Annotated in this window: 24 protein-coding genes; 6 read left to right on the top strand and 18 right to left on the bottom strand. The window is 30.6% G+C overall.

Annotated features, from left to right (window positions below; genetic code table 11):
* Positions 1-93: 93 nt before the first annotated feature.
* The gene (locus tag D6T69_RS05780; protein ID WP_125066865.1) at positions 94-945 is read left to right on the top strand and encodes an N-acetylglucosamine kinase; all 852 of its coding nucleotides are present in this window, start codon (positions 94-96) and stop codon (positions 943-945) included.
* Here the strand turns inward: D6T69_RS05780 and D6T69_RS05775 are convergent.
* Both D6T69_RS05775 and gldJ read right to left on the bottom strand, forming a co-directional pair.
* Positions 942-2,195 (bottom strand): UDP-N-acetylmuramoyl-tripeptide--D-alanyl-D-alanine ligase, encoded by a 1,254-nt coding sequence (locus D6T69_RS05775; protein ID WP_125066864.1) that lies wholly within the window; start codon positions 2,193-2,195, stop codon positions 942-944. The genes D6T69_RS05780 and D6T69_RS05775 overlap by 4 nt on opposite strands.
* 64 nt (positions 2,196-2,259) lie before the next feature.
* Positions 2,260-3,960 carry a gliding motility lipoprotein GldJ gene (gene gldJ / locus D6T69_RS05770; RefSeq protein WP_125066863.1) on the bottom strand — a complete coding sequence of 567 codons (1,701 nt, stop codon included), beginning with the start codon at positions 3,958-3,960 and terminating at the stop codon, positions 2,260-2,262.
* 375 nt (positions 3,961-4,335) lie between these two features.
* On the opposite strand from gldJ, the gene porV reads away from it, so the two are divergent.
* The 5 genes from porV to D6T69_RS05745 all read left to right on the top strand — a co-directional run bounded on the left by porV (position 4,336) and on the right by D6T69_RS05745 (position 10,705).
* Positions 4,336-5,430, top strand: a complete 1,095-nt coding sequence (gene porV, locus D6T69_RS05765) for a type IX secretion system outer membrane channel protein PorV (protein WP_125066862.1) — start codon at positions 4,336-4,338, stop codon at positions 5,428-5,430.
* An 82-nt stretch (positions 5,431-5,512) separates the two neighbouring features.
* Positions 5,513-5,995, top strand: a complete 483-nt coding sequence (gene cdd, locus D6T69_RS05760; RefSeq protein ID WP_125066861.1) for a cytidine deaminase — start codon at positions 5,513-5,515, stop codon at positions 5,993-5,995.
* Positions 5,996-6,167: 172 nt separating this feature from the next.
* Positions 6,168-7,232, top strand: a complete 1,065-nt coding sequence (locus D6T69_RS05755; protein WP_125066860.1) for a 3-oxoacyl-ACP synthase III family protein — start codon at positions 6,168-6,170, stop codon at positions 7,230-7,232.
* A gap of 71 nt (positions 7,233-7,303) precedes the next feature.
* Positions 7,304-8,839, top strand: a complete 1,536-nt coding sequence (gene guaA, locus D6T69_RS05750) for a glutamine-hydrolyzing GMP synthase (RefSeq protein WP_125066859.1) — start codon at positions 7,304-7,306, stop codon at positions 8,837-8,839.
* Between the two features lie 30 nt (positions 8,840-8,869).
* Positions 8,870-10,705 carry a LysM peptidoglycan-binding domain-containing protein gene (locus tag D6T69_RS05745; RefSeq protein ID WP_125066858.1) on the top strand — a complete coding sequence of 612 codons (1,836 nt, stop codon included), beginning with the start codon at positions 8,870-8,872 and terminating at the stop codon, positions 10,703-10,705.
* A 52-nt stretch (positions 10,706-10,757) separates the two neighbouring features.
* Here the strand turns inward: D6T69_RS05745 and rfbB are convergent, their stop codons facing one another.
* From rfbB to D6T69_RS05665, 16 genes are all read right to left on the bottom strand, one after another.
* Positions 10,758-11,804 (bottom strand): dTDP-glucose 4,6-dehydratase, encoded by a 1,047-nt coding sequence (gene rfbB, locus D6T69_RS05740; RefSeq protein ID WP_125066857.1) that lies wholly within the window; start codon positions 11,802-11,804, stop codon positions 10,758-10,760.
* Between the two features lie 28 nt (positions 11,805-11,832).
* Positions 11,833-12,387, bottom strand: coding sequence for a dTDP-4-dehydrorhamnose 3,5-epimerase (rfbC, locus tag D6T69_RS05735; RefSeq protein ID WP_125066856.1), 555 nt, complete (start codon positions 12,385-12,387; stop codon positions 11,833-11,835).
* Complete coding sequence (gene rfbA / locus D6T69_RS05730; RefSeq protein WP_125066855.1) at positions 12,387-13,265, bottom strand: glucose-1-phosphate thymidylyltransferase RfbA; 879 nt, start codon at positions 13,263-13,265, stop codon at positions 12,387-12,389. The genes rfbC and rfbA overlap by 1 nt, the downstream gene beginning before the upstream one ends.
* A gap of 365 nt (positions 13,266-13,630) precedes the next feature.
* On the bottom strand, positions 13,631-14,641 hold the full coding sequence (galE, locus tag D6T69_RS05725; protein WP_125066854.1) for a UDP-glucose 4-epimerase GalE: 1,011 nt from the start codon (positions 14,639-14,641) through the stop codon (positions 13,631-13,633).
* A complete protein-coding gene (locus D6T69_RS05720) occupies positions 14,641-15,771 on the bottom strand; it encodes an aminotransferase class I/II-fold pyridoxal phosphate-dependent enzyme (protein WP_125066853.1) in 1,131 nt (376 codons plus the stop codon). The genes galE and D6T69_RS05720 overlap by 1 nt, the downstream gene beginning before the upstream one ends.
* Entirely contained in the window at positions 15,764-16,387 is a 624-nt protein-coding gene (locus D6T69_RS05715; protein WP_125066852.1) for an acetyltransferase, read from the bottom strand. The genes D6T69_RS05720 and D6T69_RS05715 overlap by 8 nt, the downstream gene beginning before the upstream one ends.
* Complete coding sequence (locus D6T69_RS05710; RefSeq protein WP_125066851.1) at positions 16,387-17,133, bottom strand: aldo/keto reductase; 747 nt, start codon at positions 17,131-17,133, stop codon at positions 16,387-16,389. Before D6T69_RS05710 ends, D6T69_RS05715 begins: the two co-directional genes overlap by 1 nt.
* Positions 17,121-17,897: a TauD/TfdA family dioxygenase gene (locus D6T69_RS05705; RefSeq protein WP_125066850.1), complete on the bottom strand. Its 777-nt coding sequence runs from the start codon at positions 17,895-17,897 to the stop codon at positions 17,121-17,123. The genes D6T69_RS05710 and D6T69_RS05705 overlap by 13 nt, the downstream gene beginning before the upstream one ends.
* An 18-nt stretch (positions 17,898-17,915) precedes the next feature.
* Complete coding sequence (locus D6T69_RS05700) at positions 17,916-18,578, bottom strand: PIG-L deacetylase family protein (protein ID WP_125066849.1); 663 nt, start codon at positions 18,576-18,578, stop codon at positions 17,916-17,918.
* A complete protein-coding gene (locus D6T69_RS05695; RefSeq protein ID WP_125066848.1) occupies positions 18,579-19,553 on the bottom strand; it encodes a methionyl-tRNA formyltransferase in 975 nt (324 codons plus the stop codon).
* A gap of 7 nt (positions 19,554-19,560) precedes the next feature.
* The gene (locus D6T69_RS05690; protein WP_125066847.1) at positions 19,561-20,139 is read right to left on the bottom strand and encodes a sugar transferase; all 579 of its coding nucleotides are present in this window, start codon (positions 20,137-20,139) and stop codon (positions 19,561-19,563) included.
* Positions 20,139-21,383 (bottom strand): glycosyltransferase family 4 protein, encoded by a 1,245-nt coding sequence (locus D6T69_RS05685; RefSeq protein WP_125066846.1) that lies wholly within the window; start codon positions 21,381-21,383, stop codon positions 20,139-20,141. Before D6T69_RS05685 ends, D6T69_RS05690 begins: the two co-directional genes overlap by 1 nt.
* Entirely contained in the window at positions 21,384-23,264 is a 1,881-nt protein-coding gene (locus D6T69_RS05680) for a heparinase II/III family protein (RefSeq protein ID WP_125066845.1), read from the bottom strand.
* A 21-nt stretch (positions 23,265-23,285) separates the two neighbouring features.
* On the bottom strand, positions 23,286-24,092 hold the full coding sequence (locus tag D6T69_RS05675; protein WP_125066844.1) for a formyltransferase family protein: 807 nt from the start codon (positions 24,090-24,092) through the stop codon (positions 23,286-23,288).
* Between the two features lie 2 nt (positions 24,093-24,094).
* Positions 24,095-24,604 (bottom strand): hypothetical protein, encoded by a 510-nt coding sequence (locus D6T69_RS05670; protein ID WP_125066843.1) that lies wholly within the window; start codon positions 24,602-24,604, stop codon positions 24,095-24,097.
* The gene (locus D6T69_RS05665) at positions 24,594-25,637 is read right to left on the bottom strand and encodes a glycoside hydrolase family protein (RefSeq protein ID WP_125066842.1); all 1,044 of its coding nucleotides are present in this window, start codon (positions 25,635-25,637) and stop codon (positions 24,594-24,596) included. The genes D6T69_RS05670 and D6T69_RS05665 overlap by 11 nt, the downstream gene beginning before the upstream one ends.
* Positions 25,638-25,647 lie beyond the last annotated feature (10 nt).

Raw genomic sequence — 25,647 nt, 5'->3', positions numbered from 1 at the left:
CTATCACAAATTTCATTCCTTTTTATTTTTTAAAAATTAAATAATTGCTATTTATCCTTGATGACATATATTTGGCTTATAAAAAACAAAAAAATGATTTTAATTGCCGATGGTGGATCTACTAAAGCTGATTGGATTGCTCTTGATAATACTAAAAAAGAACTTTTTAGAACAACTACACTTGGATTAAACCCATCGGTTCTTACTGAAGACGAAATGTTTAGCACAATTAATAATGCTAATGATTTATTAAAAGTACAAAACAATGTTTTACAGGTTCATTTTTATGGAGCTGGTTGTGGAAGTCCTAAAGCAGCAGAAAGTTTACAAAACGTTCTAAAATCCATCTTCAAAAGAGCTACAGTGTCTGTTTCAGAAGATACTTTGGCTGCTGTTTATGCTAGTACTGGTAAGAATCCTGGAATTGTCTGTATTTTAGGAACAGGCTCTAACAGCTGTTATTATGATGGAAAAAACATGATTACTACAGCCCCGTCATTGGGCTACACTATTATGGATGAAGCAAGTGGTAATTATTTTGGCAAACTGTTATTACGTGATTTTTACTACAAAAAAATGCCTAAAAGAATGGCTTCAGCATTCAAAACTTCTTTTGATCTTGATACTGATGTTGTAAAAATGAATTTGTATAAAAAACCTTATCCTAATATGTATTTGGCTTCTTTTGCAAAATTCATGCTAGAGTATAAAGATGAAAAATATGTTAGAAAAATAATAAAAAAGGGAATCCAAGATTTTTTTAAATACCGCATTCTTCCTTTTAAAAAGGATAACCAAACACCAATTTATTTTATTGGGTCAATTGCTTATTACTTTCAAGATATACTAGACAAAGTCGCCTCAAAAAACAATTTATCTGTTACTGATGTAATTAAACGTCCTATTGATAATTTAGTTGACTTTCACCGAAATAATTCTTTTTAAAAAAACGCTACAACTCTTTCTAAAGCCATACCTCTAGAGCCTTTTACTAAAATTGTACTACTCTCTATTTGGTTGTTCTTTATATACCCTTCAAACTCATAAAAGTTCTCAAACTTTTTATGCTTGGTAATTGTTTTATAAAAATTCTCACCTATAAGGAAAGTTTGGTCTAAATCTAATTCTTCTATCAAATTTACGATACCCTGATGCTCTTTTGGGCTATATTCTCCTAACTCAAACATATCTCCTAGAATTATTGTTTTATTGTTAGCTTGTAGCTTACTAAAGCTCTCTAAGGCTGCTTTCATGCTTGTAGGATTAGCATTGTACGCATCTAGAATTATTTTATTAGTCTGTGTATTTATTACCTGTGACCTATTATTAGAAGGAACATAACTTTCAATTGCCTCTTTTATTTGTTCTGATGTTACATTAAAGTAACTCCCAATAGTTATTGCCGCCGATATGTTAGCAAAATTATAGGCTCCAATTAAATTACTTAATATCTCTATATTATTATACGATAACTTTACAAATGGATTAGCCTCTATAAACTTTATACTTTCTTCAAAGGTAATATTCTCTATCCCTTTTGTTTTAGCTATCTGCTTTTCATCATTGGGGTTAACAAAAGCTTTTTTGTTTTTTGCTCTCAGATAATCATATAATTCTGATTTAGCCTTTACCACACCTTCTAAAGAACCAAAACCTTCTAAATGAGCGCTTCCAAAATTTGTTATATATCCATAATCAGGATTTGCTATTTCTGACAAAAGTTCTATTTCTTTTGCATGATTAGCTCCCATCTCAACAATACCTATTTCTGTATCTTTATTCATTGATAACAAAGTCAACGGTACTCCAATATGATTATTAAGGTTACCTTGGGTGGCAGTAGTATTATACTTTATTGAAAGAACAGCATTTATTAATTCTTTTGTCGTCGTTTTACCGTTGCTACCTGTCAAAGCAACAACTGGTATATTTAATTGATTTCTATGATAATTTGCTAATCCTTGAAGTGTTTCTAAAACATCCTCAACCAAAATTAGTTTTTCTGAAGTTTTATACTCAGCTTCATCAATTACTGCATAACTAGCTCCTTTACTAATAGCTTCTTCTGCAAACTTATTTCCATTAAAGTTTTCACCTTTTAAAGCAAAAAAAAGTGTGTTCTTTCTAATATTTCTAGTATCTGTATCTACTAAACCATGAGTGATATACAGTTTGTATAAATCTTCTATCTTCATATTGTAAAAATAAAAAACCTCATTGAGATTCAATGAGGTTCTAATATAATTTTAAGTTCAATTATTATTTCACTTTATCCGGTATAGCGGTTTTTCTTTTGTTTAAAACCATTGGTCCCATTTTATCAGTAGCACATCTAAAACCTATATAGTTTGTTGCCATATACTCTGGGAAATATCTTCTTTGTGCAGGATCTAACCAGTACTCTCTATCTGCCCAAGAACCACCTTTATAAACCCTAGACTTATCACTAATTAATGTAGTTCTTCTCTTGTCATCATATTTATAATTATTGACAATATTCCCTAAAGTATCGATTTCTGCTTCTGGTTTTTGAGGTGAGTTGTACATTCTTGTGGTGCGATCTAATTGGTCTTTATCTAGTCCGTAGAACTTAGAAGAAGCTTGATCACCATCACCTAAACTTGAGTTATTTGCTAAGTTATAATTTCTTCTCATGTAAGTATCTTCTTTGGTAATTGGAATATACTTAACACTTCCTGGTAAATCTTTAGGTACAATTCTACCATTTTCTAAAGTATCGTATTGAACTTCTCCATCACCTACTATGACAACTTTACCTTCTTCGTTTATCAGCTTTTTAGTAAAAATATTACCTCTAAAATAATTAAAGTCATTTGCTTCAGAATCGATAATTGGTCTATAAACATCCTGTACCCATTCAGATACGTTACCCGACATATCGTACAATCCAAAGGCATTAGGAGGATAACTTCTTACAGCATTAGGAATATCTGACCCATCACTACTCCATCCTGCAATACCACTATAGTCTCCTTTTCCTTGCTTAAAGTTAGCTAACTGATCTCCTCTTCTTCTCTTATCTCTATCACGAGTATATTTACCACTCCATGCATATTTCTTTCTACCTCTAATATTATTATATTCTCGATTTTCAAAAATTGCTTTGGCAGCATATTCCCATTCTACTTCTGTAGGTAATCTAAATTTTTGAGATAAAATTCCATCCGAAGAAGTAACTTGTCTTCCAGTAAAAGCTCCTTTTACTGGCTTTGGTTCTCCTTTTACTCTTGGCACTGGAATTCCTTTTTTATAAATTGTAGAATCTCCGTCAAAAATTGCGTAAGGGTCTGTTAAATAAGTATCAGTATCAAAGTTATTTTCACCTTTAAAACTTATTGAATCTTCCTTAAAAATATTTTTTATAACTCCTTTATCCATTAATATTTTTAAGTTAACCGCATTAGTACGCCACTTACAATATTTATTGGCTTGTATCCAACTAACCCCTACTACAGGATATTCTGCATATGAAGGATGTCTTAAGTAACTTTCAGATAATAAGTTTGTATTTCCCAAACCTTTTCTCCATACCAATGTATCAGGTAAAATAGATGGGTAAATATTTTTGAACTGTGGGTCTTCTGGAGGAAATACATCTTTAGTATATTGCATGAATAATCCATATTCTGCATTGGTCACCTCTGTTTCATCCATGTAAAAAGTACGAACATGCATTTTTTGAGGAGTTGTATTCCAATCAAACATAACATCATCTTGCACTAATCCCATAGTAAAGGTACCTCCTTCAATATGAACCATCCCTGGCGGCACATTTTTTCCTTCTTTGTACTCTCCCTTCAAATAACCTCCGTAATTAGGATCATTAAAGTTCCAACCAGTTAATGAAGACTTCCCCGATCTAGCTCCATTACTCTTACAAGAAGTAATTAATAAACCAGTGATCGCTAATAAACTAAATAATTTCAACGTACTTTTCATGTATTTTTAACTGTTTTTTAAGGGTGTCGCAATTTACAATATTTCTAATTTCTTACAACTAATTTATCTATAAATTCACATTTAGTAACCTTGTCTATGCAAGATTACAAACGACAGTTTTTGTACTTTATTATCACGAATCTAAGAAAAAGATTAAAATATAGACTGTTAAAGTTTAATATTTTTAGTGATGTAAAATTATTTTTTTCATAATTCTGAGAATACATATAATATTATCATGGTAATACCGTTACCTTATTAAACTAATAAATAAACTTTTAAAGTTTGCGTTACAAAGAAGTCCAAAAAAAGTTATTAGTTATATACTCCCCCAAGAAAAATTATATATTTGCTAAACAATTAATCAAATTTTACATGAAAAAATTATCAATCGTATTATTTTTTGTGTGCTTTACCCTTCAAAATAAAGCGCAAGCCCAAACATCAATAAATACCACGGCAATGCCTTTTTTATTGATTACACCTGATGCTCGTGCTGGTGGTATGGGAGATATCGGAGTTGCTACATCTTCAGACGCCTTTTCTATCTTTCACAACCCTGCAAAAACTGCATTTAATCAAAACAGAATAAGCATAGGACTTAACTATACTCCTTGGCTTAGAAACTTAACTGACGATATTTTTGTTGGTGGAGGTTCTTACGTTAATAGGTATAGTGAAAAATCAGCTTGGGGAGTTGATTTAAAGTATTTCTCTCTTGGAGAAGTAGCTTTAACTAATGACAGCGGTGCTTCTAATGGAATAGAGAACCCTAATGAATTAGCTATTACTGGTATTTATTCATTAAAGTTAAGTGAAACTTTTTCTATGGGAATCGGTTTAAAGTACATCCACTCTAATTACAAAATAAGAAGTAACGATTCCAATTTAGAAGCTGTTAATTCTTTTGCTGTTGATGTTTCTGGTTATTATCAATCTAAAGAGAAAAACTTTGGAAACTTTAACGGGCGTTACAGATTAGGTTTTAACATCGCTAACATAGGCCCAAAAGTAGAGTATAGTCCTGGTGTTCCTAACTTTATTCCAACCAATGCTAAAATTGGTGGTGGTTTTGATTTTATCTTTGATGACAAAAACATTTTGGGGCTTAACTTAGAATTCACAAAGTTATTAGTTCCATCTAGTCCTAACTCAGAAAGAGGTTGGTTCGAAGGAATGTTCACCTCTTTGGGAGACAGAAGTTTTAGTGAAGAATTACAAGAAACTACATGGGCCTTAGGTGCTGAATACTTGTACAATAATGCTTTTGCTCTTAGAGCAGGTTATTTTCATGAGAGTGAAGAAAAAGGACAACGTCAGTACTTTACTTTAGGTACTGGGTTTACTGCAAGAGCTTTTACTTTAGATTTATCGTACTTGGTAAATACCGCAGCTGTTAATAATCCTTTAGAAAATACATTACGTTTTTCTTTATCATTTGATTTAGGAGAACTATATGAAGTATATTAAAAAATAGTATTTTTTTTTATAAATTCGTATCAGAATATAAAAGCAGTCTTATCGACTGCTTTTTTTGACTAATTTATTTACGATGAAGAAAATTGACGTAACTACTACAGCAACTCTATTTGATAATATTTCACAATTATCAACCGAAGATGCTTTTTTAATGGACAAAGCTGTTGAAGCAAGACAAAAAGCTTACGCTCCTTACTCTAAATTCAATGTTGGAGCTGCTGTATTACTTGATAATGGTGAGGTTGTTTTAGGTAATAATCAAGAAAGTGCTGCCTACCCTTCTGGTATGTGCGCAGAGCGAGTGGCTATTTGGAAAGCTGGTTCTGATTTCCCTGATATGAAGGTAAAAAAAATAGCTATAACGGCAGCTTCTGAAAATTCTACCGTGAATAAACCAGTTGGTCCTTGTGGAGCATGCCGTCAAACATTATCAGAATACGAAATAAATCAACAACAACCTATTGAAATTATTTTTATGGGTGAAGTTGGTAAAATTATAAAAACTGAATCACTGCTTTCTTTACTACCTTTTTCTTTCGATAGTTCCTATTTGTAACTTCAAAAGATTAAAATCATAAAAAAAGCCCATTTATATTTATAAAAAAACAAAACCTTTTATGTTTTTTAAGAATATCGTAATTCTTAAAAATTGACTGTAAATAAAGAGGTTATCGACTGTAAAAATGTTTTATTTGTAATTACTCAACATTTAAAATTTAGTATATCGAATGAAATTATCAGTAATAACAGGAACAGGTGCCTTTATTCCATCAATTAAAAAAGAAAATAGTAAGTTTAATGACAACTTCTTCTTAAATGCTGATGGGACTTCCTTTGATAATTCGAATCCTGTAATTATTGAAAAGTTTAAATCTATAACTGGTATTGAAGAGCGTCGCTATGCTAAGCCAGAATACAAAGCTTCTGACCTAGGTTTTTTTGCTGCAAAAAAAGCAATTGAAGATGCTAATATTAATCCTGAAGAATTAGACTATATCATTTTTGCTCATAATTTTGGAGATGTTAAAAAAGATGCTATTCAAAGTGACATTCTTCCAAGTTTAGCTACTCGTGTAAAACATTTACTACAAATTGAAAATCCAAATTGTGTAGCATACGATATTCTATTCGGTTGCCCAGGTTGGATTGAAGGTGTTATTCAAGCTCAAGCTTTTATAAAAGCTGGTATTGCTAAAAAATGTTTAGTAATAGGTGGCGAAACTCTATCAAGAGTTATAGACATGAACGATCGCGACTCTATGATTTATAGTGATGGTGCTGGTGCTTGTATCGTAGAAGCTGCTGATAAAAACGATAGTGGAATTTTGAGTCATGCTTCACAAACTTTTACTAAAGAAGAAGCTTATTACCTGTTCTTCGGGAATTCTAATGATAAAAGTAAGGATAACGATGTACGTTATATAAAAATGCATGGACGAAAAATTTATGAATTTGCCTTAACCAATGTTCCAAAAGCTATGCAAACTGCTTTAGATAAAAGTGGTGTAGCTATTGATGATGTAAAAAAAATATTCATTCATCAAGCCAATGAAAAAATGGATGAGGCTATCATTAAACGCTTTTATCGTTTGTATAAGAAACCAATTCCTGAAGGTGTGATGCCTATGAGCATTCACAAATTAGGGAACAGTTCGGTAGCTACAGTACCTACCCTACTCGATTTAGTTTTAAAAGGCAATATTGAAAACCAAGAAGTAAAAAAAGGCGATGTTATTATACTTGCCTCTGTTGGTGCAGGGATGAATATCAATGCAATTGTGTACAAGTATTAATAGTTTGTTAAGCAGAAGAATTTCTTGTTAAATATTCTCGCAAATCTAAAATGTAAGTACTATTTTTGCGCATGCAACAACACAACGTACTTATATTAGATTTCGGATCGCAATACACACAGTTAATTGCGCGCCGCGTAAGAGAATTAAACATTTATTGTGAAATTCATCCTTACAACAAAATACCACAAAACTTAAACGATTTTAAAGCTGTAATCCTTTCTGGAAGTCCATCATCTGTTCGTTCAGAAGAGGCTCCTCATCCAGATTTATCTGAAATAAGAGGTAAAAAACCTTTATTAGCAGTATGCTATGGTGCACAATACTTAGCTCATTTTTCTGGTGGTTTAGTAGCTCCTTCCAACACTCGTGAATATGGTAGGGCTAATTTATCTTTTATTAAAGAAGGAGAAGAATTCTTTAAAAACATTTCAGAAGGAAGTCAAGTTTGGATGAGCCATTCTGATACAATAAAAGAATTACCAACTAACGGAACTTTGCTAGCAAGTACTCATGATGTAGAAAATGCAGCATATAAAATTGAGGGAGAGACTACCTATGCCATTCAATTTCACCCAGAAGTGTATCATTCTACAGATGGGAAACAATTATTACAAAACTTTTTAGTTAATATAGCAGGAGTAGCCCAAACTTGGACACCAGATTCTTTCGTAGACGAAACGGTCGCTGAGTTAAAAGCTAAAATAGGTAATGATAAAGTTGTTTTAGGATTGTCAGGCGGAGTAGATTCTACCGTAGCTGCGGTTCTACTACACAAAGCTATAGGAAGTAATTTACACTGTATTTTTGTTAATAACGGATTGTTACGTAAAAATGAGTTTACTGACGTATTAAAGCAATACGAAGGTATGGGATTAAACGTTAAAGGTATAGATGCTTCGGCACGTTTTTTGGAAGAGCTTGCAGGATTAAGTGACCCAGAAGCGAAACGTAAAGCCATTGGTAAAGTTTTTATTGATGTTTTTGATGATGAAGCGCATCAAATAGAAGATGCTAAATGGTTAGCTCAAGGAACAATATACCCTGATGTGATTGAATCAGTTTCTGTAAACGGTGGTCCTTCAGCTACTATAAAAAGTCATCACAACGTAGGTGGATTACCAGATTTCATGAAATTAAAAGTGGTAGAACCTTTACGTATGATTTTTAAAGATGAAGTACGTCGTGTAGGTGCTTCTATGGGAATTGATAAAGAGTTATTAGGTCGTCATCCATTCCCTGGTCCTGGTTTAGCTATTAGGATTTTAGGAGATATCACTGCTGAAAAAGTTCGTATTTTACAAGAAGTAGATGCTGTATTCATCAACGGATTAAAAGAAAGCGGATTATACGATAAAGTATGGCAAGCAGGTGCTATTTTGTTACCTGTAAACTCTGTTGGAGTTATGGGAGATGAAAGAACTTATGAAAAGGTAGTTGCCTTGAGAGCAGTAGAGAGTACTGATGGTATGACTGCAGATTGGGTTAATTTACCTTATGAGTTTTTACAAAAAACATCTAATAAAATAATAAATAATGTAAAGGGGGTAAATAGAGTTGTATACGACATTAGCTCTAAACCACCAGCAACAATTGAATGGGAATAAAAATCCATCATTAATATAAAAAAAGAGTAGATGAAGAAATTACAATTTTTACTATTAGTTTGTATTTTAACTTTTACCGTTTCTTGCGGTCAACAAAAACGTTACGTTTCGTACAAAATCCAAGAAGGTGAGACGATGCGAGACATTGCAGACCGTTTGGACATGAGAACGAAAGATTTATTACGCTTAAATCCTGATGTTGGAAGACGTCCTGAAGCTAACACAGTAATTGTTATACCTAATCCTAAAATTAAAAATAGTACTTCTCCATCTACTACTTCTTCTCCTGAAGAAGAAACCGTAGATACCACTGACACTGATAAGCATAAAGACACAACTCCTGAAACTGAAGATGACAATACTGAATTTCAACAAACAATTGTTGAATATGAAACTCACGAAGTTCAAAAAGGAGAAACTGTTTACCGTATTACAAAACAATATGGTATTACCAAAGATGACTTAATCAAATTTAATCCTGAATACACTAATATTCAAAGTAATAATTTAAGTATTGGTCAAATATTAAAAGTTAAAGAAATCAAGAAAACCATTACTATTGATAAAGAGGAAGTCTTAGAAAAGTTCTTAACACATACTGTAAAGAGTAAAGAAACTATGTACAGTTTAACTCGTTTCTACAATGTATCCAAAGAAGATTTATTGCGTTTGAATCCTGAATATCCAGATTTAGTTGATAACAAATTATCAATTGGTCAATTATTAAAAATCAAACCTATTGAAGAAGTTAGTAAAAAAGAGAACTATACTTTTTATAAAGATTCTATTGAAATTGACACCTCTATAAATCTTGCTATTTTGCTTCCTTTTAAAGCTGATGAGTACAATACTAAATCAAGCAAAGATATTTTTGAAGGAAACCAATTAGCAAACATGGTTACTGATTTTTATTTAGGAGCTGAAATCGCTATTGACTCTATTAAAAAGCAAGGAGTACTGGTAAATGTTAATCTTTTTGACACAGGAAATAGAGGGAAGAATATCGCCACCATTTTAAAGAATAAAAGGTTAGAAAATACCGATGTAGTTATTGGTCCTTTTTACTCTGACAAAGCAGAAGTTGTTGCTCGTGATGTAAATGCACCTGTTGTTTTCCCTCATTACTCTAGTAAACAAAGTAAATTTTCTTCATCTAAATTAGTAAAAACTTCTCCCGAAAAAGACAATTACACTGAGTATTTAGCATCTTATTTAAAAGACAACTATAAAGATCAAGAAATATTTATTGTAAGCGATGAAAAAAAAGACACTAACATAAGTGTTTCTAAGATTATTTCTGAGCTAAAAAAACATGATAGTATTAATAACATACATGTTTTAAAACCAGAAAAAGGCTACATAAAAAGAGAACGTTTTACAAGCAAAATGTCTTCTAAAAGACATAACTGGGTAATCCTTGCTTCAGAAGATAATGTAGTAGTTGCTGATGCCTTAAATAGTATGATTAGTTTACCTGACGAAACTAAAGTTCAGGTATTTGCTACCAGTAAAGGTAGCGCTTATGATAAGATTGATAATAATAAGCTTGCCAGTATCAATTTCACTTATGTTTCTAACACATACTCAGATGAAGATGCTATAGAAACAAAAGATTTCAACAACAAATATTTACAAAAAAACAATACTATCCCTTCAGACTATGCTATTAAAGGGTTCGATATTACCTATGATGTTTTAATGCGTTTAGCTTCGGGGAATGAACTTACAGACACCTTTAAAAAAGGAGTTTCTTTACGTGTTGAAAATAAATTTGATTATCGTAAAAAAATGTTTGGAAGCAGTGGAAATCAAGGTTTATTTATAGTTAAATACAATGAAGATTTAAGTTTAAGTAGACTTAGATAAATAATCTTAATCTTACAATAAAAAAGCCAAAACTTTTAGTTTTGGCTTTTTATTACTTATACATTTCTTTATAATATTTTTGGTACTCTCCACTTGTAACATTCTTAACCCAATCTTTATTTTCCAAATACCATTTAACTGTTTTTTCTATTCCTTCTTCAAACTGTAAAGAAGGTTCCCACCCTAACTCATTTTTAAGCTTTGATGCGTCTATTGCATAACGAAAATCATGACCTGCTCTATCTTTTACGTGAGTGATTAGTTCTTCTGATGCTCCTTTTTCTCTCCCTAAAAACCTATCTACTACTTTTATTAGAACTTTAATCAAATCAATATTTTTCCATTCATTCCCCCCCCCTATATTATATGTATCTCCTAATTTTCCTTTATGAAAAATAACATCGATTGCTTTCGCATGATCTTCCACATACAACCAATCTCTTACATTTTCTCCCTTACCGTACACTGGTAAAGGTTTGTTATTACAAATATTATTGATGAATAATGGAATTAATTTCTCAGGAAACTGATGTGATCCGTAATTATTTGAACAGTTAGAAATTACCATGGGCAAGCCATATGTATTATAATATGCTCTTACAAAATGATCTGAAGAAGCTTTTGATGCCGAATAAGGTGATTTGGGATTATACGAAGTTTCTTCAGTAAAAAACCCATCATCTCCTAAGCTTCCATACACCTCATCCGTAGAAATATGGTAAAACAATTTCCCTTCAAAATTGCCTTTCCAACTATTTTTAGCAACTTCTAATAAATTTAAAGTTCCATAAACATTAGTTTTAACAAATGACAAAGGATCTATGATAGAACGATCTACATGTGATTCTGCTGCTAAATGAATAACTCCATCAATTGAATAGGTAGAAAACAATTCTTTCACCAAACCTTCATCGCAAATATCTCCTTTTACAAAGGTGTAGTTCGGTTGATGCTCAATATCTTTTAAATTTTCTAGATTTCCTGCGTAGGTTAATGCATCTAAATTTATTATGTGATCGTTTGGATACTTATTTACAAACAATCGCACCACATGAGAGCCTATAAAGCCAGCTCCTCCTGTAATTAATATATTCCTCATGAAAGTTTAGTATATAAACTCAAAGTTACTAATAAATAAACGGAGTTTTTAACTCTATAAAAGTAGAAAGTTGTTGGTCTTTTGAAGAAAGTATTACGTCTTCAGGATTAGTTTTCCAATCAATATTCAACGTAGTATCGTTCCATATAATTCCAGAATCGTATTCAGGAGCATACCAATTATCTACTTTGTATGCAAAAATAGCTTCTTTGGATAAGGTTACAAACCCGTGCGCAAAACCTCTTGGAATAAATACTTGCTTTTTATTTTCTTCGGATAACTCTACCGCTATATGTTTCCCATAGGTAGGGGAGTCTTTTCGAACATCAACCACTACATCCAATACTTTTCCTTGGATACAACGGACTAGCTTCGCTTGTGCAAAAGGTGGTTGTTGAAAATGCAACCCTCTTAAGGTTCCGTAAGTTGATTTTGACTCATTATCTTGAACAAAATTTATGTGTTCAATATTATTTTCAAATTCTTTTTGATTGAAAGATTCAAAAAAATATCCTCTATGATCTCCAAAAACTTTTGGTTCAATAACAACAACTTCAGGAATTTCAGTCTTCGTAAAAATCATTATCTCTCTTTTGCTAAGTTTAATAAGTATTGTCCATAGCTATTTTTTTTCAAAGGTTCTGCTAAATTCCTGACTTGTTCTTTATTAATATACCCCATGTATAGTGCTATTTCTTCTATACATGCTACTTTTAAACCTTGACGTTTTTCAATAGTTTCAATAAATTGACTTGCTTCTAATAAAGAATCATGTGTCCCGGTATCTAACCACGCAAAACCACGTCCCATTAACTCAACCTTTAACTGTTCGTTTTCTAAATAATACTGATTTACTGAAGTGATTTCCAGCTCTCCTCTTCCTGAAGGCTTTACATTTTTGGCTACTTGAATTACATGGTTTGGATAAAAATACAAACCAACCACTGCATAGTTTGATTTTGGGTTTTCTGGTTTTTCAATAATAGAAACAGCATTTCCACCCTCATCAAAATCTACTACTCCGTAACGTTGAGGATCTTTTACATTGTACCCAAAAACAGTAGCTTTATTCTCTTTTTTTATATTTTGTATGGCAGCTTGAAGCATTTCCGGCAATCCGTGACCATAAAAAATATTATCGCCTAAAATGAGACAAACATCATCATTCGCTATAAACTCTTCTCCTATTATAAAGGCTTGTGCTAACCCATCCGGTGAAGGTTGTTCTGCATAACTTAAGTGTATTCCTAAATCATTACCGTCTCCTAATAATTTTTGAAAACTTGGAAGATCATCTGGAGTAGAAATAATCAAAATATCTCGAATACCAGCCAACATTAATACTGATAACGGATAATAAATCATCGGTTTATCATAAACTGGTAGCAATTGTTTTGATACTCCTTTAGTAATAGGATATAACCGTGTTCCTGACCCTCCTGCTAGTATAATGCCTTTCATATAATACAATTTTGATTTATGAATTACGAATTATGATTTTATCATATTTGTAATCTGTTTACCCCATCTATGATACTGCTAATGTATAGAAAAAATAAACTATTGGGGAGATGAGGTTCTCAATTTTTAGTTTTTAGTGAGGAATTTAGAGTTCTTAATTATTGATTATGCATTATCCATCCTTTCAGTTTAACTACGCTGAATCAAAAGGTTTCTCTTTACAGAAATGACAAACAAAACGTCATTTCGAACTGAGTGATAACGAATGTGAGAAATCTTATTAAAAGGAGTAACTCCTCACAACCTTAAAATTTAGCTATGCTGAACCTAAAGGTTTCTCCCTACCATTGAAATGACGTTTTAAATTATGATTGTTTCTGTTGCCATTTCCAAGCAGAAAGCAACGCTTCTTCCAATGTCTCTTGAGGTGACCACCCTAAAACTTCATTGGCTTTAGTAGTATCTGCATACGCTGCTGTGATATCTCCTTCTCTTCTAGCTACTATTTTGTATTTCAACGATTGTTGGGTAACCTTTTCAAAAGTTTTTATAATCTCCATCACAGAACTTCCTTTACCAGTTCCCACATTGAAAAACTCAAAATTTTCTTCATTCTCTTTATTCAACAAACGTTCCAAAGCTTTTACATGCGCTTTTGCTAAATCTACAACATGAATATAATCACGAATGGCTGTCCCGTCTGGAGTTGGATAATCATCTCCAAAAACAGCCAGTTCTTCTCGAATACCAGCAGCTGTTTGTGTGATAAACGGAATTAAATTTTGTGGTACTCCTAATGGTAACTCTCCAATTTTAATTGACTCATGTGCTCCTATCGGATTAAAGTATCGTAAAGCTATCGCATTCATGTCATACGCTTTACAACTATCTTTTATAATCTCCTCTCCTATCTGTTTGGTATTCCCATAAGGAGATTCCGCTGGTTTAATAAGTGCTCCTTCTGTAATTGGTAACTCATCTGCTTGTCCGTACACCGTACACGATGAACTGAAGATAAAATGATCAATATTTCGATCTTTCATCTCTTGTAGCAGGTAAACTAAAGCATTGATATTATTCTCGTAATAATCCAACGGTTTTTGCACACTTTCGCCTACTGCTTTGAAAGCTGCAAAATGTATCACTCCATCAATTATATTCCCATTAAAAAAGCTATGTACTGCTTTTTTATCTCGTAAGTCTATTTGATAAAAGTTGGGTTTAACATTAGAAATCTCAGTAATTTGCTCTAATACTTCTATTTTAGAATTAGATAAATCATCGATAATCACTACCTCAAAACCTGAGTTTTGTAACTCCACTACTACATGAGATCCTATAAATCCTAAACCGCCTGTTACTAATATTTTTTTCATTACCTAATCATTTTCAAAATTACCTCTTTTATTCGTTCTCTATCTTCATCACTTAAATTAGAACCTGAAGGTAAACATAACCCATCTTCAAATAGTTTTTCTGAAACGTTACTACCGTAATACAAACAATCTTTAAAGACAGGTTGCATATGCATTGGCTTCCATAATGGTCTAGACTCTATATTGTCTTCTAACATAGATAATCTCAAATCCTCTCTAGAAAAGCCTATTTGATTTTCATCTATTAAGATAGAACTTAACCAATGATTTGAATAATAATCTGATGATGATTCAGTGAAAACTTCTATTCCATTTATATCTTTAAATATTTCTTTGTAAAACAAATTATTTGCTCTCCTTAAACTAATATGCTTATCTAAAACTTCCATTTGACCTCTTCCAATACCAGCCGTTATATTACTCATACGATAGTTATAACCAATCTCTGAATGCTGATAATGAGGTGCATTATCTCTTGCTTGAGTAGCTAGAAAGATTGCTTTTTGCTTACTTTCTTCACTATGAGAAACTAAAGCTCCACCTCCTGAGGTAGTAATAATTTTATTTCCGTTAAAAGATAAAACCCCAAAATCTCCAAACGTACCACATTTTTGTCCTTTATAAGTTGAACCTAAAGCTTCAGCAGCATCTTCAATTAATGGTATTTCATAGTATTCACTTAGTTTTTTTATTTGATCAATTTTTGCAGGCATTCCATATAAATAAACAACAATAATTGCCTTTGGTTTTTTTCCTTTAGAAACTCTATCTTCAATAGCAGCTTTTAAAGCATGTGGACACATATTCCAAGTTTCTTTTTCGCTATCAATGAACACTGGAACACCTCCCTGATATACAATAGGATTTGCTGAAGCTGAAAAAGTCATACTTTGACATAAAACCTCGTCACCATTAGAAACCCCTGCTAATACTAATGCTAAATGTAACGCTGAAGTACCAGAGGCTAAACATGCTACTTTTGAATTATGAGCTATATATTTTTCTAAATCATCTTCGAAACCATTCACATTAGGCCCTAGAGGAGCAACCCAATTTGTATCAAATGCTTCCTGTACATATTTTTGCTCTCCTCCTCCCATATGTGGAGAGGATAACCAAATTTTATTCATTTTCTTCCTTTCTGTATTTAATTATTTTTCCTGGATTCCCAACTACTACAGCAAAATCTGGAACATCTTTTATAACAACTGTCCCTGCTCCAATTGTTGACCATTTACCTATTCGAATATTAGGAATCAAAACTGCACCTGCACCAATGTGAGCTCCTATTTCTACTTCAACACCTCCTGTTACAGTAACACCTGGTGAAATATGAACATAATCTTTAATATTACAATCATGATCAATATTACAATTGGTATTTATTATGCAATGCTTGCCTATCTTAGCCTCAGCATTAATAACAGCCCCAGCCATTATCACAGTTCCTTCATCAATACTTGCTGTCTCAGAAATAAAAGCATTAGGATGTACAGCTTTACCAAACTTTACATCAAGCTTATTTACAATTCTGTTTCTAACCCTATTGTCACCTATTGAAATTATTATTTCATCGCCTGTATTACATTTCTCTTTAGAGAAAGCTCCTAATATTTTTGTCCCTAGTAAATTTGATGACAAGTTTTTAGAATCATCAAAAATACCTCTAACAACTTTTCCTGAAGCCTTCAATATTTCTAAGATTACTTTACCATGACCACTAGCTCCATATAAACAAGTATTCATTATTTCAAAAATTCTTTATATACTTCCAGTTGGTTAACAGAATTAATCCCTACAACTGTCGATAATACATTTTGATATTTTAATACATGTGATAAACACCCTTTAATCACGTCTTGTGTTTTAGAACTTTTTATTAACTTACCAGCAAAAAAAGGTCTAATAGCTATAAAAGGAACTGTTTTAGCAAAATTTTCATACTCTTTCTCTTCTTTGTTTAAGTAAGAGATTACACCATCAAGATGTGGTAACTTAATTACTTCTTGTGCAAAGACAGGTGAATATGGAAAACTAAAAACACTTTTAATTTTACCTTTTTTCTTTAATTTATAAAGGGAATTTAAAATCTCATCTTTTTGAGATATTAGAGTATGTAACCTATCTTTATCATTAATCGGCTTTGATCTTACTAACCATTGTAAAACATCAATACTATCTATATCTAGTTTTCTTAATTCGTTATCAATCTTGGTTTCTAAATTGAGATGTGAAAACTTAGTTTCCTCAAAATGAGGTGATGATATTTTAACAATATGCTTAATGCTCTTTTTACAAGAAGCCTTTGAGATCGCACTTGAATATAAATCATAGGAACTATACTCATAAGATGAATGATGAGTATCTATTCCAATAGAATAACCTTCTTCAATCAATCTTAAAACATCAATAACTGATAACTTTTTATCAGCAAAACGCATAGTTCCTAGTGTAATAGGACTTAAAGATAAGTTTTGTTTTAGTTCTTCCACTTTAGGCCTGTTTTCCAGATAAATCTATCATTTGTTTTAGCTACTTCATATGAAGTTCGACCATGTAAAACTAGTTCATCCCACCATAAAACTGCTTCTCCAGGATTTAACGTAACTTGTTCAATCATGTGAGAATTTGCTATATAATTTTGTAAGAAGTCAAAAAATTCTTTGTTTAAAGCTTTATTCTCTTCTGTTTCGTCTTTATCTACACAATAGTAGTTATAATTAAAGTGAATTAATCCATCCTCTTTAATATCAATTATTTTTTCAGTTCTTTCTTCTCCTGCTTTCTTATATCTAACATCTGTAGTTGTAAGACGATTTAATAAATCAGGGCAGTTTTCCTCCATATATTTTAATAAAACTGGTCCGTCAATAAATGTAGTAGCTCCACCTTTAATAGCTTTATTAACACTATAAAACAACATTATATCAGCTGGATTAGCAATGTAAGATTCATCGGTATGAAGTGGTTGAGCATTCTTACTATGTCTATAAGCAGATAAATCAGGAATGTCATGGTCATATCTTATTTCTAACCATTTCTCGTGAGTTTGAGCCCCTTCATTTTTAAAATCTTCTCCAATATTAATTGATTCACCTACATTATCAGTTAAAACATCATAAAACTCTCTTAAGTCTCCTAAATACCACTCAGGTATTACTTTAATTACTTTATACTCTTTTAGCGCCTTTTTCACCTCTAAAGCTGCTAATTCAGCATCATTAGTTCTTAATTTAACTTCAGTTATAAATTTCATATTCACAATGTTTATTTTCTATTTTATATTTCTTATTAACATGAATGATTCAGCAGCATTTGCACCAACAGTAGAGCCTCTGAACTTTGCTAAAGCATTAATAGCTTCAATAGATCTAGAATGAGGAAACTCTTTTAGCTGACTTTCAAACTTCTTCATTGCTTCAACCTTCTGTTCCATAAATTCACTAACGTCTACAAAAACATTAGGTATAAAAGCATCATCTCCAAAAGGTGCCGCCCACTCAGTCTCAGATAAAGTTTCATAACTATAGATTTCTTTAACTGAACATCCATTAACAGGTTTAATTGCCACTAAAGAAGATTCAAACACCATTCTATGATCCTTATGTAAATCACCTCTATGAGGTAGATAAACTATCTCTGGTTCATAAGATTTGATTATTTTACTTATCTCATTGGAAATTAAATATGATGGAGTTTGATCCAACATAGGAGCAGGAAAATCATAAAATATTGTCTCTTCTATTTTTAGATATTTATGTGCTTCTTTTGCTTCTTTCCTAATACCTTCTATTACATCATCAGAGTACAATTCTTTAATACCTCTAGTTACTACAACTACTTTTACAGTATCTCCCTCTGATATATGCTTTGCTATTGTAGCTCCACATCCCAATATTTCATCGTCAGCATGAGGTGCTATTACTAGTACATTCATTTAATATTTTTTTAATTTTTCCAATTCTTGTTTCATTTTGAATATCTCAATATCAGAATAATAACCAAGTTTTTGACCAACTTTTAGTTTTTTATTTAATCGATTATTTGATAAATCAAAAATTTCATAATCTATTAAACTTAATAAACCTTCTCCAGTTTGAACTAAAGCTACTCCATCTTCGTCAACCTCTAATACTCTTCCTATTACACCTGCAAAATTACTATTATTTTCAATTCTAGCTTTCCAAATTATTATTTTTACGTCTTCTTTAAATGTAAATGCTCCTGGATGTGGTCTAGATGATGCTCTAATTAACTTATAAATATCTTTTGAAGTTTGAGACCAATTAATACATCCATCATTAGGTGCTCTTCTTCCATAATATGTGGCTTTAGAATGCTCTTGTTCTATATATTCTATTTTTCCATTCTTTAATTTTGGGAACCATTCTTCTAATGCTTCCGAAATGGCATCTAACATTTTCAACTCAAAATCTTCAGCATAATCGTCTTCTTCAATATCAAATAATTTTTGTCCTAAAATTGGACCACTATCAACTCCTGAATCAATTAAAAAAAAGTTCGCTCCTCCTTTTTTTTCATTTAAAATTGACCAAGCAATAGGCGCACGACCTCTTCCTCTTGGTAGGTTAGTGGGATGAAAACCGACAACTCCTTTTGTTGGTATATTCATTATCTCATCTTTTACTAATTGAGATAAACCTACAACAAACAATAAATCTGGTTTCCATTCTTTTATTTGATCAACTACATCAGGATCATTTATATTAAAGAAACCTTTATAAGGAATAGACTCTTCCTCTGCTATAGGTTTTAATAATGTATACGCACTAACATTTTTTAAAGATTTAGGTTCGTATCCTAAAACACCAACAAGATCCATCTTATGCTTTATAAGTTGATTTAATGTTGCTTGCGTTGATGTTACTGCACCTGCTAAAACAATTCTCATTTTACTTTTAATCTTTTTTAAACCTTTCCTCTCCTAAAATTACAACTGCGAAAGTTTTGAATATAATTTTCAAATCGTTGATTAAACTAACATTTTCAACATATTTTCTATCAAAAACCCAACGATCTTTCCATGGCAAATGTATATTTCCATTTACTTGTGATAACCCAGTTAATCCAGGTCTAACTTTTAATCTATATTCAGCATTATCATCAAAATATTCTTTAATATTAGGAAGTACTGGACGAGGTCCTACTATAGACATGTCGCCTTTTATAACATTTATTAATTGAGCTAATTCATCAATTTTATATCTTCTAATAAATCTACCTACTTTAGTTACATTTACATCATCTTTATAAACTTGCTTATCTACAGAAAAATTACGATTTACATACATAGAACGGAATTTATATAGTTTAAACAAACCACCATTTAACCCTATCCTATCTTGAGTATAAAATGCTGAACCCTTACTTGAAAAATAAATAGCTATTATGATAATAATAAATAATGGACTTAATAAAACAACACTACCAAGACCAAAGAGCAAATCGAATATTCTCTTAAAAAAATTACGATACATTATTTTAATGTTTTTTCTATATGGTTTATATACTCATCAGCTAGAGATAATCTATCAAAATGCTTTTTAGCATAAATGTACCCATTTTCTCCTTGTTGCTTTTGTAAATCTACTTTATCTTTATATTCCAAGATTTTCTTTGAAATATCCTCTGCGTCTTCTGGCACAACACAAATACCACAATTAGCAGTCTCTATAAGATCTTTTGACACTCCTTCAATTGCCAGTAAAATAGGTTTTTTACATGACATGTAATCAAAAGTCTTATTAGAATAAATAGTTTTAAAAGTATCAACTCTTTTTAAAACTGAAGCTCCCATATCAGAAGCTAAAATATATTTAAAAACTTCAGATTTAGAAACTGGGTCTCTAAAAACTACATAATCTTCAACCTCAAGTTCTTTAGTTTTTGAAATAAGCATATCCTTCTGCATTCCAGAACCAATTAATTGAAAAACAATATTTGTTCCTTTCAATAATACTGCGGTATGCACTAACTGAATCAAATGGTTAGCTACACCATGAGCACCTACATATGTTATTACAAATTTATCTTCTAAATTCAATTCTTTTTTAAAAGATAATGCATCAAATGTTTCTTGTACCTTCTCTGACAAAGTAAAATCAGCAGCATTAGGAATGAATATTATTTTTTCTTTTTTAATATTTTTTTTCTCTAAAAGTTTTTCTTTGAAAGCAGGAGTTAAAACATTAATTAATTTAGATCTCTTATAGATAAATTTTTCGAACCAATAAGCAAACTTTATAATCATTTTGTTTTTAAGCACACCTGTATCTATAGCAGACTCTGGCCACAAATCACGTATTTCAAAAATAAAAGGTGTTCTTTTAATTATAGATAGAACATAAGCTGTTATGGCTACAAATAATGGTGGAGAAGTAACTAATATAACATCAAACTTCCCTTTAGTTTTAAATAAACCTGCATAAATACTTGAAAAAACAAACGAGAAATAAGCCCACAATCTTCCTAAAAAATTCACGTTGTAACTTTCAGAAACGTGGCATCTTATTACATCAACATTACTATAAAAATTTTCATCTTTAAAAGTAAATTTTCCTTTATATCTTTTGTGTTTCTTTCCTGTTGTGTAATGAACCATTCCTCCTAAAACAGTTATTTCATGACCTTGATTTGCCCATGTCTTCGTCATTTCATTAAATCTAGATCCACCACCATCATCTTTTTCTAAAAAAGCTTGATGTATTAATAAAATTCTCATTTATAAAGTTATTCTTATTTCTGTATTAAATTGACTTTTATTTGTTTCAAATCGTAATCTTACTGATCTTTCCTTTACTCCATAATAACCTGAATACCATTTTTCTTCAATCAAAGGTTTTAACAAATTACCATCTTCATCTTTGGAAATTATTTCTATGTTTTCCAAGTATTTTTTATCTAAATGCCAATATTGATAAATTTTTTTATTTCCTTTATTTTTAACATTGTCGTTCACTTGCCATAGATTTTCTCCTATTGTTTTTTTAACCGATCTTTCATGAACAATATTAGGTGCTACATGTTTAAAGGCCTTAATTTCACCTTTAAAATTATAAGTGTTATTATTTTTATTTAAAAATGCTTTTGCTTTTTTAACCCAATAAAACCAAATAAATCTTCCTCCTTTTAACATTTGGTCTTCTCCTGAAACACTAACAGTATTGTGTCCTTCTGTTCCATTAAAATACTTCACATATTCTTTATCTGTATTGTATTTATAGGATCCTGAATCTCTCAATATATTAATTCCTTTGACCCATATATCTAGATGTAAATTATCTGCTTGCGAAGGTCTATCTTTATATTTACCACATTTTATAAAAGTAAAATCTTTTGAATCACGACTAATATAATATCCACCAATATCAAATGTATGTATCCCCATTTCTCTCTTTAAAACCTTCATTGAATTGGCTTTTAAACTAACATTCAAAAAATCTTCTCTTAGAAACTCTTCTTCAAATAAATATTCACCTGTTAATACTCTATGTAAACTATTTAATTGTGGTCGGTAATCTCTATAATCAGTTGTTGACAATGGGAAAAACCAAGCTCCGTCATTTGCTCCATAATTAGGAAGAAAACCATTTTCTTCTTGTATGGATTGAAATAAAAAGTTTAATGATTTGTAAGCTTTTTCATAGATGCTTTTTGCAAAAGGTTTTTGAAATTTTTCAGTAATTGTAATACCTAGGGATAGTAACTGAATTACTACTCGATGATAATTCATACTATGTTGTAGGAAAGTTCCGTCATTATAAATTTGATAATTTATTTCTTCTTCGAAATATTTTCTTCCTTTTTTAGACCATTTTTTAGTTTCTGTTATAAATGGGAATAACAATTCACTCAAACTTAAAAATAAAGTCTCAGTTATTGCATGATTATTTCTTACTGCAATTCTAGAAAAATTAATATTGTTATAAACATGATCAATTGACCAATAAATTACATTTTGAATTTTATTCCATCTATCTTCAGTCAAAGCTTGATCGTATTTATAATAATCAAGAACAAAACACCAATTAAAAATTCTAAGAGAAATTTCTTGACTACATATCCAGTTAGGCCCTTGGTTTATGGGATTATTATCAATCCAGCTTTCTACCTCAGAAAAAATAAACTCTGCGTTATTTTTTTTAAAATGAAAATCATATCTTAAAATAGTAATCAAATAAGTAAATCTTGATTTTTCCCATACAAACTTTATATCTCCTGATTCTGAAGATAGATCAGGAATAATTGACCAATGCTTCGATATGTCGTATATAAAGCCTGAAGTCGGATTCTTCAACCAATTGTACTCTCTATTAAGTTTTTTCCAATCTGAACTAAAAAATTGTATCTCTCCACCTAAAATTTTAGTAGCATTAATTTCCAGTTCTTTATCCCTTACTCTTTCTAACTCATCATTAAATGAAAAAATATTAAAATTTGTTTCCCTCCAATCCATAAGAGATATCAACTCTTTTTTTGAAGGTTCAATAGGAAATCTTACTTTTTGAAATCCTAATTTAGCTAACAACATATGATATATTCTAAAAAAGATATATCTAGCTCCCATATTGGATATAAAGTTAGTAACTAATGATAATTTCATATTTTAAAAACTGAACCTTTGTTAAATATTATTAGATGTATAATCTTCCAAATGTTGATTAGCTATTGTGCTTATTAAACTATCAACTATGTAATATTGTTTACCCTCTTTATTTTCTTGTTTCACTCTTACAATCTCTCCATTTAAAAATTGTAATATGACTTCAACATATTTCTTCGTCATTAGAGGCTCAAAACGAGCTCGCAAACTCTTAATAGACTCATTATTTATCAACTGTACGTCAAAAACTTTCAAGATATCTCCTGTATCAACCCCACTGTCCATAAAATGCACAGTGAAACCTATATTTTTAAAATCTTTTTTAAATAAAGGCCATTCTACTACATCCATACCTCGATATTCAGGTAGTTTACCCATATGACAATTTAGCACCCCTGAACCAGAATTTTCTAATATATTTTTTCTTATTAATCCCCCTCCTGTAAAAACAGTTACATCAACTTTTTTTTCTTTTAGTTTTTTCTCTACAAAATCACTATTTAAATCATCTACAAAATATACTTCAATTCCATTTTTTCTTAATTCACGTAAATTTTTTAATTTAATATCTTCTCTGTCTCTAAGAGTTAAAATAGTATCTATATCATTAAATTGATCGTACGCTTTTTCTTTTAAAATTAATTTCTTCCAAATTTTTTTTAATAAGCGAATCCCATCTCTAGAAAACTCTTTCTTAAACCTAGAAATAGTAAATTTCTTTATAAAAACTACATCGATATCAACATCATTTCTTAACAATAATTCTGCGACTGAAGTTGAATATAAACTTTTAGGGTTTGGAGAAATTAATGCTATTTTTTTCTTCATTCTTAGTTTTTAATTTTTTCAATAATATTATTTAATAAAATTAAATTATATGAATATTGTCCATTATAACTTTTAAAAAAACCACTTTTAGACAGAGATTTATTTTTAAGCAACTTAAGAGATGTATTAAGGTAACGAGAATCATTAGTTAAAATATAAACCTCTAACATTAGAGTTATTACATTTTGTATAAAAAAAATCTGGTCATTTTTTTTTCTATAATTCTTTCTTATCCTTTCTCTTAAACTCCTTATTCTAAATTCTAAAAACCTATGAATCTTAGAATACCATAGGATGTGATTTTCATTTTCTACATCTAGATTTTGTCTTAAATACAAGATATTATCTAAGGTTATACTTTTGAAATACTTATAATCTGGTAGAGTATCAAAATTATTACTCAATTCATTTTTTTCATAACTATGCTCTAATACATTAAAAAAAACAGAAAACTCAATATTCATTTTTTTCTGTTCTATATTCTTTAAATGTTGACTTAAATTATTCAGCATATTGTGTTTCTAATTTAAAAATATATGATTTACCATCTACTTTTTTTAAAGCTTCAAAATGTAATATAAAATCATTAATACTCTGTTTCCCATCAGCAAAACCTATTACTCCCCATTTGAAATATCTCATGGGTAAAATATCTTTTTTGAATTTTTTTAGAAGTGTCCAATTCTCTAGATCTTTGGATATGAACAAACTGGCATTATTTTCTAGAACTCCTTCTCCTATTTCTACACTAGTGGCCGCTAAATAATATCCTTCTTTTAAATACTTTAAATACCATACCGGTCCTGGAAAACCACTTTTTTTATCAACTTTATAATTATCTCTATTCATTTTATAATGATAGCTCCTTTCTATAGGGGAATCCATAATCCAATGAACATAATCTTTTTCAAAAAAAAGACTAACAGCTCTATAAGTCTGACTACCATCACCAATACGAATATTTTCAGTAAAACTTTCGTCTGACTTCATTATTATATTTTCATTTTCAAAATCACCTGTTAAAGTCCAGACTTTATCTTCGAAAGGATCATAATAACAACCATGAATATGCTTTACTTCACCACTTTTAAATTGATAAATCAGCTCCCAAGATATTCCATTATTAGAGCTTTTATAAATATTAACAGGTTTACGATCTCCATTATTACCATACTCTCCAAAAAATAAATTACCTTCTTTCGTCCTACACATCGATTGATGAAGAATATTTCTGCAATTTACCAGTTGAAGAGTTAATTTTAGTGTATTGGTATTTAAATCATAAGAATACACTTTACCTTGTCTAATTATAACTAACTTGTCTTCTGAGGGAAAAACATTACATTTATCAAGTCTTAAAGCTCTCCTAGTTAAACGAAACAAGCCAAAAAACCTCTCATATATTTTAATTGGTAAACTTATTTTGCACTTAAAATTATTATAAACTACATCAACTTTATTAAATTTACTCTTAATTATATTTCCTTCTGAATAATAATGAACTATTTCTGTTTTAGGAATTTTATTTACTCTAGTTAGTTTCATCTTAGATATT

This window comes from Tenacibaculum singaporense, assembly GCF_003867015.1.
In the GTDB taxonomy this organism is placed as follows: domain Bacteria; phylum Bacteroidota; class Bacteroidia; order Flavobacteriales; family Flavobacteriaceae; genus Polaribacter; species Polaribacter singaporensis.
Note: the sequence above shows the minus strand (reverse complement) of the source record. Positions and strands in the feature narration are given on the sequence as shown.